The sequence below is a fragment of the Nostoc edaphicum CCNP1411 genome (assembly GCF_014023275.1).
GTDB classification, from domain to species: domain Bacteria; phylum Cyanobacteriota; class Cyanobacteriia; order Cyanobacteriales; family Nostocaceae; genus Nostoc; species Nostoc edaphicum_A.
Genome location: NZ_CP054698.1, coordinates 3,888,153 through 3,901,385 on the forward strand (window position 1 = coordinate 3,888,153; position 13,233 = coordinate 3,901,385).

10 protein-coding genes and 1 pseudogene are annotated in these 13,233 nt (G+C 41.7%); 1 reads left to right on the forward strand and 10 read right to left on the reverse strand.

Annotated features, from left to right (window positions below; genetic code table 11):
* Positions 1-103 precede the first annotated feature (103 nt).
* The 6 genes from HUN01_RS18955 to HUN01_RS18980 all read right to left on the reverse strand — a co-directional run bounded on the left by HUN01_RS18955 (position 104) and on the right by HUN01_RS18980 (position 6,479).
* Positions 104-784 (reverse strand): class I SAM-dependent methyltransferase, encoded by a 681-nt coding sequence (locus tag HUN01_RS18955; RefSeq protein WP_181927493.1) that lies wholly within the window; start codon positions 782-784, stop codon positions 104-106.
* 330 nt (positions 785-1,114) lie between these two features.
* Positions 1,115-2,317: an FtsW/RodA/SpoVE family cell cycle protein gene (locus HUN01_RS18960; protein ID WP_181927494.1), complete on the reverse strand. Its 1,203-nt coding sequence runs from the start codon at positions 2,315-2,317 to the stop codon at positions 1,115-1,117.
* A 256-nt stretch (positions 2,318-2,573) separates the two neighbouring features.
* A complete protein-coding gene (locus tag HUN01_RS18965; protein WP_181927495.1) occupies positions 2,574-4,094 on the reverse strand; it encodes a sensor histidine kinase in 1,521 nt (506 codons plus the stop codon).
* A gap of 10 nt (positions 4,095-4,104) precedes the next feature.
* Positions 4,105-4,656 carry a heme NO-binding domain-containing protein gene (locus tag HUN01_RS18970; protein WP_181927496.1) on the reverse strand — a complete coding sequence of 184 codons (552 nt, stop codon included), beginning with the start codon at positions 4,654-4,656 and terminating at the stop codon, positions 4,105-4,107.
* A gap of 321 nt (positions 4,657-4,977) precedes the next feature.
* Entirely contained in the window at positions 4,978-5,712 is a 735-nt protein-coding gene (locus tag HUN01_RS18975) for an iron-containing redox enzyme family protein (protein ID WP_069068899.1), read from the reverse strand.
* Positions 5,709-6,479, reverse strand: coding sequence for a class I SAM-dependent methyltransferase (locus HUN01_RS18980; RefSeq protein WP_181927497.1), 771 nt, complete (start codon positions 6,477-6,479; stop codon positions 5,709-5,711). Before HUN01_RS18980 ends, HUN01_RS18975 begins: the two co-directional genes overlap by 4 nt.
* 503 nt (positions 6,480-6,982) lie before the next feature.
* Here HUN01_RS18980 and HUN01_RS18985 point away from each other — a divergent pair.
* Positions 6,983-7,987 (forward strand): hypothetical protein, encoded by a 1,005-nt coding sequence (locus HUN01_RS18985; RefSeq protein WP_181927498.1) that lies wholly within the window; start codon positions 6,983-6,985, stop codon positions 7,985-7,987.
* 80 nt (positions 7,988-8,067) lie between these two features.
* Here HUN01_RS18985 and HUN01_RS18990 read toward each other — a convergent pair whose 3' ends face one another.
* From HUN01_RS18990 to HUN01_RS19005, 4 genes and pseudogenes are all read right to left on the reverse strand, one after another.
* Positions 8,068-8,274, reverse strand: coding sequence for a phycobilisome linker polypeptide (locus HUN01_RS18990; protein ID WP_094349821.1), 207 nt, complete (start codon positions 8,272-8,274; stop codon positions 8,068-8,070).
* 223 nt (positions 8,275-8,497) lie between these two features.
* A complete protein-coding gene (gene apcB / locus HUN01_RS18995; RefSeq protein WP_069068902.1) occupies positions 8,498-8,986 on the reverse strand; it encodes an allophycocyanin subunit beta in 489 nt (162 codons plus the stop codon).
* A gap of 65 nt (positions 8,987-9,051) precedes the next feature.
* A complete protein-coding gene (gene apcA, locus HUN01_RS19000; protein WP_181927499.1) occupies positions 9,052-9,540 on the reverse strand; it encodes an allophycocyanin subunit alpha in 489 nt (162 codons plus the stop codon).
* A 396-nt stretch (positions 9,541-9,936) separates the two neighbouring features.
* Positions 9,937-13,230: pseudogene (locus HUN01_RS19005) on the reverse strand (phycobilisome rod-core linker polypeptide); the annotation flags it as partial.
* Positions 13,231-13,233: the final 3 nt, after the last annotated feature.

Below are 13,233 nucleotides of genomic sequence, written 5' to 3' on the forward strand. Positions count from 1 at the left end.
GCAATACGTTCAGTTAAGCTTAAAAAATAAAACTGGCGTTGGGTTTCGTTCCTCAACCCAACACCATAAAGCACTTCATAGCAGCAAGAACTGCTGTATCTTCTTAGAGAGATTCTCCATAGACTGTGAAAGACTTAGTTAAACCGAAAAACTTTTCTTCGTAAAGTTGTGCTTCGGGAAACAGATTCAGGAACTTGCTCTTATTCAGCAGCTTAATTGAAGTAGCTATACTTCTAGCCAGCTGTTTATCAGACACCTTGTCGTACCATCCAAGAGCAAAATTGGTTAGTAGCCATACCCGAATATTTATAGGCATAAATTGAAATAAAGGAAAAACAAAGTGGGGTTCAATTGGAAAAAACAGATTAGGTGTTTGAACAAAATATTTTTTTCCCACTCGCATTACTTCAGTGGCCATTTGGCGCTGTTGTTCATAATCGCCTACATGTTCAATAACTGAGTTTGAAAAAACTATATCAAACTCATTAGATTGAAAGTTTGCCATGTTTGTAGCATTGCCAACAACTTGCTTAATCTTTGGATGTGTTAAACTTGTTTCGATAAATTTTACATTTAGTAGAGTAATTTCTACATCTTTAACTTCTTCATTCAAAAAACCTAAATTCTTCCAAAAGCTTATTGTTCCTCCAACATCGAGTATTTTTATAGGAGAGGGGATTGAATCTAATATAGAGGTAAACAAAGAAAAACGCTTCTTTCTAAGCTTACTTGCCCACGAATCAGTTAGATTAGTGTCATATATTTTACGCACGATTGTATTCATTTTTTATGCCTGTAAAAGTGATTTTTAGAAGAAAGATCAACTAGTGTAAAACTTTCTTCTATTACCGCTTTTGCCTCATTACACATGAAAAATATTTATGCCGATTTCTCTACAGAATATTTTATTACTTCAACAGTATTTTTTGTCAATATCAAGTACCTAAATTTTACACAAGCTTATTAATTAATAAGCTTGGCTTAAGACTTGATCCTGCTCAATCCTCTTTAAAAATTTCCGTTATATCCTCGATGCCAAACAGTTTTCCGATTAAGTGCTTTCGAGAAATAGTATAAAGAAATTGTAAAATGCTGCGGTTCTGCCTCTTGATGCTCAATTCCTATTTTTATGAAAAGCTCGGCGTCTGCGCCCATTTTCAAAGAGGGGTTTTCGCAATGGTACTACCTCAGCTTCACTACTCTCGCGTGCTACCCGAATCAGCAACCCAGCAGCTATTAAGCTAGCAATCATGGAATTACCACCATAACTAAACATGGGTAAGGGCAAGCCAGTAGTTGGTAGAGAACCTGTAGCAACACCGATGTGGAGCAAAGATTGTCCCACCATCAAAACCGTCACACCGATCGCTACCAATCGATGTACTGTATTTTTAGCCTTCAGCGCCACAATTAATCCGAGAGTGGCAAATGTAGCTAAAAGTGCTAACAACACCATACTGCCAACAAAGCCAAACTCTTCGGCGAAGACCGCAAAAATAAAATCGGTATCCTGAATTGGTAAATAAAACAGCTTTTGTTGAGAAAGTCCAAATCCAGAACCCCAAGTTCTACCAGAACCCACGGCTAGCAAACTTTGCACCAACTGGTAGCCATCTCCTGTAGCGTCCGCCCACGGATTAAGGAATGACATTACCCGTTTACGCTGATACTCTTTAATACTAATACTGAGTAATGCCAACATCACTCCACCAACTGCTGTCCCTCCCAGATACTTGTAAGGTAAGCCAGCGGCTAGAGCAATTAGCCAGATAGTCATACCGCAAAGTGCTGTTGTACTCAAGTTAGGCTGGGCAAGAATTCCTAAAAGTACCAGACCAAAAATACCCAACCAAGTTAAGCGAACCCGCCAACTGATTCGTTCCCACTGACCAAAAAGCCGGGCACTTTGCAGCACCAAAAAGGGTTTAATTAATTCTGAAGGTTGAATTGGAATTGGCCCGATCGCAATCCAACGTGCTGCATCAAAAGCCTTTTTTCCCAATCCTGGGATCAGTGTGACGAAAATTAACGCCAAAAACAGCAACAAAAACCAATGGGCTAGCCCCAAAATTTTCTGCAATGGTAAATTAACAATAATATTGAATCCAATTAAGGAAACAAATACCCAAAGCACTTGACGCTTAAAGTAGTACAACCCATCATCATGACGACCGTCAGCAACGGGATAGGATGCTGAAAATAGCATGACCAAACCGACAAACAGCCAAATCAACGTTAACCAGCGCAACAACCGCGCTTCTAATGCCCAGTTGGAGACTGAACTATCAAAAATTGGAATCAGGCGGCGTAGATTCACGATCAGTACAGGTAAAAAGTTAGAAATTAGGAGTTAGAAATAAAACTCATAAATCATAACTTATAACTCATAAGTAGGCCTTACAACCATAAATCTTAGAGATGTCAATTTCAATACACCGTTAGTTAATATTTCTGACAACTTGATTGGCTATGCCCACGGTTAGTATTAATATCTGTTCCAGTAGTTTTTTATACACAAAATTAGTAGATTGAAGAATAATTCAGAGAGGAATCTGATCTAAGTCCTACTGAAATCAGAAATTAGGAGAGTCAGAATAAGAAAGTGTTGAGTCCCAATCCCCCACTGCAACCATTTCTGAATTCTGACAATTCATAAAGCTCAACGATTTAATGCAATTAACTGCATGTTTATCCATAGACAAGGGAATTTCAATCCAGAACTCAGTTCCTTGTCCAGGTTCTGATAAACATCTTAATGTTCCCCCATGTTTTTCAACTACAATCTGATAACTAATTGATAAACCTAATCCTGTACCCTTACCTACAGGCTTAGTTGTGAAAAATGGATTAAACAGTTGTTCTCTAACTGCTTCTGTCATTCCTGAACCATTATCAGCAATTCGGATCACACAGTTAGTTTCGATGACTTCTGTAGTAATTGTAATGGTATTGGGATTAGCATGAATCTCTGCGATCGCGCGTTGAGTATTATAGCTCTCAAGCGCATCGATTGCATTACTGATAATATTCATAAATACTTGATTTAGTTGTCCGGCATAACAATATACTAAAGGCAAATTTCCATAACTTTTAACGACCTTGATACCAGGATGATCAAGGCTATTTTTAAACCGATTCTGTAAAATCAGCAAAGTACTATCTATTCCTTGATGAATATCAACCTTTTTCATCTCAGCTTCATCAAGACGAGAGAAGTTTCGGAGAGACAACACAATTTCAGAAATTCGTTCAGATCCTACTTCCATAGAATTTAGGATTTTGGGAAAATCATCTAGTAAAAAATCTAACTCAATCTCCTTGGTGTATTCTTGAATTTTTTGTACAGGATTGGCATAAAATTGTTGGTAAAGATGCACAAGCTTCAGTAAACACTGTGTATAATCTTTTGCATATTTCAAATTACCATAAATAAAGTTAACAGGGTTGTTAATTTCGTGAGCGACTCCTGCAACTAACTGTCCCAGACTGGACATTTTCTCAGCTTGGACTAATTGGGCTTGAGTTTGTTGTAGCTCCCGGAGGGATTTTTCCAATTTTTTAGACTGAGCCTCAGCAATTTCTGCTAGATTCTCCTTGATTTGTAGCGCACTCCGTAGTTGTGCTCTTTGCTGTTTCAGTTCAACTGTTAACTTTTTGGCATCAACCAAAGCAGTATTCTGAGCTTGCAGTAGAAACAGGAAATCAACTATTGGGTCGTGAATCGCAAAGTCTTTGAGTTTGATACCCAGAGGGGCCAGGCTAGTTGTATCTGTAATCCAAGGAGAACCTAAAAAAAATATTACCTCCTGTTCTGGTTGATACATCATCTGACCCTTGAGCTGCATTCCATTATGGAGAAACTCTAATATGAACAGGGCACGAGACTGTTTACTAATAGCATCAAAATCAACCAAAATTTTTGGACGATTAATCTGGAAATGCTGCTCAATCAATTTACCAACCAATGGTTCCGGACAAATGCGCCCAAAGACATCACCAGCCTGTACAATTTCCCGATTGCGGCTAAAGGCAAAATGGAAAGGAAAAGCTTTCGCCAGTAACTCTGGTGAAAGCGTAAGGTGAGGAGGAGCCATGCTACTGCACTCAATTTGGTTTATAAATCACTAAAAATTCATCATGTTCAGCACCTTCATCCCGACTCTGGGTTTGGGTAATATGAACTTCTGTATCAAACCTAGTTCCTAGTCCCTTGACTAGTCCAAGAATCATGGGCGTTAGCCCTTCCCTATCAGAGCGATAATGTAAGCTTAGAGAATTTTCTTCCATATCAGTACATTCAAATGATGGGGGCTGGAGTTTAGGAAAGCTAACTCCTACACGAGCATGAAGATTGTCGAGGTTTTCTAAAAACTCAGGCAGCGTATCTCCACTCATATCCATCATTTCGCCATAGCCTTCTTGTGCTGTGTACTGAACCCAAAATTCTCCAAAAGCTTGCATAATTTGTTTGGGAGATAAACTCAGAACGACACTAGCAGCTTTTACCAGTTTGTGGGTCATGTCATCGGGATAGCCTTCCATACTGAGGAAAACATCTACATCCACCTCTGCTTTGTGCTTAATTTCTTTCCAAGTCTCTTCGCCAAAGCGATTGCACACCATGTCTTGAATCGCCTTGTTCACTAATCCGTACATGGAAGCCTCCTCTTGCTGCACCTAATTTTGCTTTATGAATTTGCCCAAGACTCGACAAATAATTCCTTAGAAGGGTTATCTAAATAACAAAATTTTCTGTATTTAAACCTTGAAATGTCTTATGACAGCTTTAAAAACCGAAAAAATAGGGAAAACTATTTGTATTTTAATGCTACAAGTTCTAGTTGTAACAACCGTATTTTCACTTACTCATTCTATTCAGTGAGTTTTGAGGATTTGTAGTAAGCACTTTAGTGCTTAAAAATAATTACTAAAGTTCTCACTACAAACTTGCTCACCCATCAATTTAAGGTTGACTAACTACAGCGATTCATCCAAAGGCAACCATGAATCAGGATACAAGCTATATTTAGAGATTTGACGCTGAATTCCGTTAAAAAATTGGACACGGGCATCCATAGCTTCGGCAATAGCTAGCTTTACCTTGATATCCTCTTCATTCATGGTAATTCGAGGTTCAATCACTGCTGCTAACTTCGCTGCATGACTATCATCCACATCAATATGGACTTCAAAAAAGATCAGGGATTCTTTGGGTAAAGGAGCAGCGCCAACAATTCCTTTGTATAGTTGCGTGTACAGCGAGCTAACAATCCCTTCGGAAGCATAACAGACAGCACCCAATGCAGCTAAATAGCCGTACTTATGTGGCATCTGCAAGTAGGTTTCAATAAGGGCGCGAGTTTCAGGTGCAGTGGGTAGTGCTGTCAGACTTTCGTCGTGGATACCAAGGGCGCGAGTAAATTGACGAAATAATTCTGGGTGAGACTGAGTTATATCTCCCTGTCCCATTTCATCAAATAGGTTTTCCAAGATGACTAACTGACTACTTTCATCTTCGCAGCAAGACAAAATGCTAGCCAAGATACGATTAAATTCTTTGGAGAATTTGTACATCTGAACAGCTAGTACCTGTATGTCTGGTAAAAATAAATTTCCAGTCCGACAACGAGTTAAGAACTCATGATTCCATAGAGGATGATTAGCCGCTATTTCACGGAAGGAATTTCTCACTAAAGAAGATGTCTGTGTCATCGTGATATTTGTAAGGCTAGATGGAGGGGTTGATCAAGTAAGGGGCTAAAAAATGATTCATCTATTGCGATATGTTCTGGAGTCACACGCAATTCTTGTAAAATTGGCATCGTATTGAAGCCAGCAATTTTAAGAGCATTAAAGTAATCCTCAAGAGTTTTGTGAATCAATTGGACATTTAGCCAAGAGCCATCTCGTTTCCAAATACGACCAGGAAACTGCTGATCTCGCTTGCTGAAGTAGCCTGCACCCTCAACTTGAAAATAAAATGGATATGCTGCCTCCCGCATATATGGAAAAGATGGATGGGGAACGCTGAATACAAATCGACCACCCGGACGAAGAACACGTGCAACTTCTGCCATACATTCTTGGGTCTGAGCAATTGTGAGATAGTTAAATAGAAATACTGCAACAACTAGATCAATTTCGCCATCATCAAACTGCTTGAGATTGGTAGCACATCCTACTTCATAGCTAATACCCAAGGCATCTTCTATTTCTTGTAAGTTTGCTGCTGCAATCATGCCCTGGGAAAGGTCTATTCCATGCACTCGTTCAGCACCGCGTCGGCGTAACTCTCGACTGCAATAACCTTCTCCACAACCTATATCAAGTACTCGCAACCCAAAAACAGGCTCACAAAGCTCTAGTACAAAAGGGCGTGCTGTAAAGTCTGATAAGGAAGTAGGTTCTCCTCTAATCCACTCTGATGCTGTGCGATTGTATAAGTTTTTAGTTGAGTTTTTGTGATTCACATTTGACATTTTTAAGTGTTTGTTTATACTTGTTTTATACTTGTCTTAATCAATTTAATCTGACAAGACTGAAATAATGGATGTATATGTTTTAACAATTAATATATTGTATTGATAATGTTGATTTTACCGATTTTATTTTGCTTGTTAATTTTGCGTTTAAAAACTATCATTTTCAAATAAATGGCTACCAAGAATATTCTCATCTTGTTAGTTTCTTTAAATATAAACAGCTAACTTATATTTAACTTCATGAACTTGCATTGTTACTTAGTTGACAGCAACTTCATCTATAGATAGTTGTATTTTTAACCCCCAACTTTATCTATACTTTACTAATAAAGTTAAAACTAACTCTTTTAATCAAGATAAGTAAGACAAATAAAACAGTATATTTTACGAAGTATAAATAGAATAATCTTGTTAATTTTGTAATAGCCAAATTCGTTTTGAAAACGAATTTGCTTTGGATACATGAGTTATTTAACCAATTTAGATAAACATTGGAATAAATGATGTTAGAAGAACTGTTAGCAGAACCACCACTGTGCGATCGCTTACAAGATGAGCGTGCCATCGCATTTTCTGAGCTTGGCGATCGCCTCTTTGATGAGCTTGCTGATAAAATTGCTACAAAGCGACAGTACCGACTACTGTTTGAACACACATTAAAGCCTGAGTTATTCCAGCACATCCGCATTGCTGCTGCTGGTTATATTTCAGCGTGTCTGAATAGTCCCATCATTCTTTCGGAAGCTGAAATGCTTGAACGACTGCTGGAAGCAAGAAGTACTTTGCCGAACTATACCGGCACTGGTCTTTTGATGCCCAAGCGAGAACATACTCTGGCATTTAACCTCTTTCAAAAGAGCGTCGCAGACGCTTTTTACCAACTAGGGGCGAATGACCTGATTGATGCAGTGGATTTACCAGTCAATCTCCGCATGGTGTATGGCAAGACTGACGCCAAGAAGTTGGGTTTGCCTTTTGCTAGCTCGAAGTGCCATAGCGATGTCTGGGCAGGTGTTGCAGCTGATGCAACTGTAGTGGTTTTGCCATTATTTGGCGACATCGATAATATCACCATCGAAGCAGGTGAAATGCCCCGCGAAATGGAACTACAGTCTATGCAGGTGATGTCAGACTTCGATGAAGGTCGGGATATTCCGATGGTTGTCTCCTACACAGAAGCACAACTACAACATGGCACAATGTACTTTAATGATGCTCGTGGATTGCACCAAACAGTAAGAAGGAAAACTGAAGGTCTAAGAATTTCAGTAGATTTCCGGTTCCGCAGGAAATTCAATGAAGCTTACCGGGCAATGGTCACACCTAATATTGGTGGTATTGAAGAAGATATGAGCGTGCCATATCAAGACTGGCTAAAGGTTGGTAAAGAAACACTAATTGTGTTTGATGAAACTGTTGAACAGGCTAAGAACAGACAGAATGCGGACGCTCCAGTTCCACTTTATACTCGTGGGTATCGCCTTTTAAATATGTTTAACTTTTGATTTGCAAAAATCCGAGCCATAAAAAAGAGGTCTTTCTCGACCTCTTACCAATTCCCTAAAATAATGTTCTATTTACAGAATTACGACAAGCCAGTATTAGCGCCTTGCTTACCAGTTGCCAGTTCCACTTTGATGATTGTGCCACCTGCTTTTTGAATGCGTTGCTGTTCGCGGAACCAGTTTTCATAAGGAACTAGCTTAGTGAAGTAAGTATTTTGCAGTTCGCGTTGGGTACGAATTCGGGTTTGGCTGGGAACTAGAGCAGTAATTTTAAACAAACGGGACATATTTTGAAAATCTCCTGTATACCTTGTGAAAACTTTTTTTATCTCAAAATCTTGAGTGCAAATCTTTTAATCATTCAAAGGCTGGAAATCAAACATCAATACTAGACCACCAACACTCATCACTGATAATTTACCAAGATAAGCAATATAACGTTCTAGCACTCACGGTTGATTTCCAGACCTTAATAAAGCCGCACCTAAATTCTTAAGCGCAAACTAGCTCTTAGCTTAAGCCAGAGGAGATATAGTCTAAGTAAACGCCCATTTCCTTACCAGCGTCAGAACCTACCAAACTGGCGGTTACTTCCTTGATTGCTTGGATAGCTTGCACGGTAGCACCGACGGGAACGCCCAAGGAGTTGTAGGTTTCCTTCAAGCCATTGAGCACACGCTCATCTAGGATGGAAGGATCGCCAGCCAACATAGCGTAGGTGGCATAGCGGAGGTAATAGTCCAAATCACGGATGCAAGCAGCATAGCGGCGGGTGGTGTACATATTGCCGCCTGGACGGGTGATGTCAGAGTATAGCAAAGATTTTGCTACAGCTTCTTTGACGATCGCAGCAGCGTTAGCGCTGATGGTGCTAGCAGCACGTACCCGCAGTTCGCCAGTGGCGAAGTAGCCTTTTAGCTTCTCTAAAGCAGAAGAGTCTAGGTATTTACCTTGAACGTCTGCGGAGTTAATGACAGCGGTAATTGCGTCTTGAGCCATGTTGTTAATTCCTTATTTCCAACCGTATTGCAATACTTCTGTTTAAGTAGGTAAACAGTTTTACCCTATCCGAGAAGGGCGCCAACTAGGTAGTCGAAGTAGCCACCAGCTTCACTAGCGTCATCACCAGAGAGCAATGTAGAAGCTCCACTCTTCAGCCCACGGATACCTTCAGCAACACCATCGATAGGAGTTCCCAAGGACTTGTACAGTTCACGGGCACCGATAACACCAATTTCTTCGATGGGGGTAACATCACCAGCAACAATACCGTAGGTAATGAGGCGGAGGTAATAATCTAGGTCACGCAAACAAGTAGCAGTCAATTCTTGACCGTAAGCGTTACCACCAGGAGATACAACATCAGGACGCTTTTGGAACAGTTGATCGCCAGCTTGCTTAACAAGACGTTCGCGATTTTCTGTCAAAACTTGAGCAATCCGCACACGGCGCTCACCACTTGCAACAAAAGACTTGATCCGATCTAACTCACCAGGGCTGAGGTAGCGAGCTTCTGCATCAGCATTCACGATAGCTTTCGTGACGATACTCATTAATGGATTCCTCCAATACGAATGAAACCAGGATTTGATTAAACTGGTGCGACTTTGAGTTGGTTTACTGAGTTTATTTTTTCGTTCTTTTAGACACAACAGTTTTACAACTGCTACGGCTAATAAATTACGAATTTGCTTGAGTCAACATAAGTACACAAGCTTTTAAACTCAGTTACCTTCCGCAAAACATTTTCCGGCATTCTGTTGAGCATTTATGACTGCTCTTAATACTTTGTAATATTGCTTTTCAGAATTTACCGTTTTAGCTGCAATCTGAGAGCATTATTACGGAAGGTTACGAAGGTTACAGGGGAAAGGTTACAGGGGACAGGTTACAGGGGACAGGAAATAATCTGTACCCTATTCCCTATTCCCTACTTCCTAATCAACCGCTACACTACCAAGGTAGTTACCTGCTGGCAGAGAGGGGAAGCGGTTGTAAGGCACAACATCTTCACCGAAGTAGCGGCTATATTCTGGACTTTCGACTATTGCTTCTACAACAGCTGACAAACCGCTATCGGCTAGTAGGTTGTTGTACTGGCGAATTTCTTCCTGAGTTGCGGGTGTACGCCCCAACAGATGACGGAAGAGGAACTCAACCACCTTGGCATGAGGATAAGGTGACAAGAACCGCTGGCGATAGATTTGGGAACTGGCTAGTTCACGCACAAACTCGCGGACGGAAATTTCACCATTCTGGAGTTTTCTGTCTAGGTCAGTACAGCGGAAATTATCAAGCACTTCACCGCTAAATATATCCAACACCTGACAGTAAATGGCGTTGATTGCCTGTTGTTTTTCAACTTGGTTAGTGTTTTCCGTTAGACGGTAAATGCGTGCATGTTTACGCACTCCCTGTTCCACGGATTGTCCACTACCATCGTTGTAAGAACGACCTAGTTCAGCAAACGAGGGCTTACCATTTGTTTGCGCTGCTATATCTGCGATCGCCTGTTTCAAAAGCGGTGTATCGTTACTAACTCCGACGCGGGCTTGCACTGGCTTAAAGCTAGGTACAACCACGTCATCGTTTTGCTTGGTAAGTTGGTTGTAAAGCTTCTCCGTATTCGGGAAGTTTGCCGCCGGGAGGGTCGGGAAGCGACGGTAAGGCACAGTATCTTCACCAAACACCTGGTTATATTCCACACTATCTACCAAGGCACCAATAAAGGCACGAATACCTTGAGTAGCCAAAATTTGGTTATATTTGCGGATTTCTGCCTGGTCTAGTGGCGCACGTCCCAAGAAGTGTTTGGTTCCTAACTCAATCACTTTGGTGTTGGGGTAGGGTGTGTAGAACTCTTTCAGGTAGAGGTTAGAGTAACCCAAACCTTCAATAAATTCCTTCACGCTGATTTCGCCATTACCCAGCTTGCTTTCCCATTTGGTAAATTCGTTTTTGGCGATGTAGGGTGCAATATCCCGCTCAAAAATCTGACGATATGCAGCACTAATCAAAGTTTTGACTGCAACTTTGTCACTGGTATTGGCCACCAGCTTGAAGATTTTGGTTTGTTCGCGTTGCTTGCTGACACCTTGGTTAATGCGGAACTGAATATCTGGTTCTGACCGTTGTTCTGTGACTGTACCCAATGTCACAAAGCTTGGTGTTACTTCCTTCTGGACTTTCGCGGCAATATCATCGCGAATGCTACCAACGCGTAATTGTCGCCCTGATACACCACCAGGAGTCAGATACCGTTCGTAAGGAATTGTATCTTCACCAAATGCTTCGCTGTATTCTACGCTGTTAATGATGGCGTCAACCACCGCGTAAAAGCCCTGTTTAGAAGCGATGTCAAAGTACTTGTTGATTTCTTGACGACCATAGGTCGGACGACCCAACAAACGGCGGTGAATATACTCGATCGCTTTACAAACATAGAGCGATGACCAGTACAGATTGCGGAATACATCCGACTTAGCCAAACCACGGATAAACTCCCGCACAGAGATGTCGCCGTTTTCCAGCTTGATTTCCAATACCTTCGGGCGTTGACCTTCGTAGAGATCACGACCGAAAACTTGCAGGTAAGCAGCTTTAATCACTGCTTGCGTGGAGCTTTCGGAGAATCTGACGCTAGAATTTTTGGCAGCCTTTTTACCTCTAGTACCAGGCAGTTGATCTAACTTGAACACCTTAGGCCCAAGAGTACCAGGAGCTTCACCCCGCGCTCTGGGATTACTATTTTGGTTATTAATCCCTGCTCCTTGGTGAATCAGGATGCGTTTAGTATCCTTACTAAAAGGAGCCGGACTGGTACTGGGGTTACGAGTTTCTTTCGGGAAAATCGCCCCAAACTGAATTTCCAAGGGGTCGTTACCAGAACCGTAGGGATGTTGATCTGGTAGCGGTTGCTCGTAAGCCGCAAATGTGGTGATGAACTGAGGTATCTTGCGGAAAGGCGCACTGTAGTTAAACAGGTCTTGCTGCGGCCCCCAGTTGCGACATTCTTGTGCTTCTTGACCCAGACCCCGGAGGTAGGGTACTGTTTCTTCACCAAAATAGTCGCTGTATTCAGCAGAATCTACTAAAGCATCTACTATGGCTGCCAGACCACCGTTAGAAATAATCGAGAAGTATTTTTGTACTTCTTCACGGCTACTTGGCCCCCGTCCTAAAATGTGACGGAAAGCTAGTTCGATGACTCGGCTGTTAATAAAAGGCTGGTAAAACTGTTTTTGGTAAAGGGGAGATTTAGCTAAACGACGGACAAACTCTTTCACGGAGATGTCGCCATTCTTCACCTTGGATTCTAGGTCGGATATGGACAAACTATAAGCACGGGTAATGTCGCGCTCAAAGATTTGCCGATATGCGGCCTTGATTACCTCATTTTTTTCGCTACTTGATAACCCAGTTTTCATTACAAACTTGGGACGCCGTTCTGCTGCATTAAAGTAAATTTGCGGCAGTTGCAACCCTTGCTGGTCGCTTGAGGGGCGTTGACGGACTTTATTTGAAGGTGTGGCTGCTTTGAATTCTGTTAACAAAACATCCATGTACTGAGACACAATTGCTGTAGCCTCAGCATCGTTGCGGAAAAACGAAAGTGATCCGGCTTTGATTTCCTGCAAAGCTACTAGCGTTGCTTCACCAGAGCAGGCATTTTCAATTATTTCCCGTAAACCCCGTGTATTCACCGCTATGATGTTGGGGTCGCCAGCAACGATCGCATAAGTAGCGTAGCGCAAAAACCAGGATAAATCCCGCAAGCTCTTGGCCATGTTGCTTGGGCCATAACGAGCAATATTAATTGGTCTGAAACCTGCTGGTGTCGGGCCGCTAGGGGATGAGTTAAAGATTGAGCGTAAATTTTCTAAGAACCCACCACGACTTTCAACGTAGGTTACGGTTCCTAGTCTGAGGTCTTCTCTAACATCTTTACCACCACCAGCAGTTACTAGTTCTGCTTCTCTGGGCTTTTCTAAAAAAGCCATTGGCGAACCACCGACAAAAATCCGGTTGGCAGCACGAGATACGATAATCTCAGCATTTTCCGTCAGCGTCTGGGAAATTTCTAGACGCTTTGCACCAGATGCAAAATAGCTTGCCAGTTCATTTAATTCACCATTTCCCAAGAAACGGTCTTGCTGCTCCGCTTGGGTAATTGTAGCTACTGCTAGGGTTTGATATAGTTGCGGACGCGCAACCGAGCTTCCACCACTCGCCTTAACACTCATCGG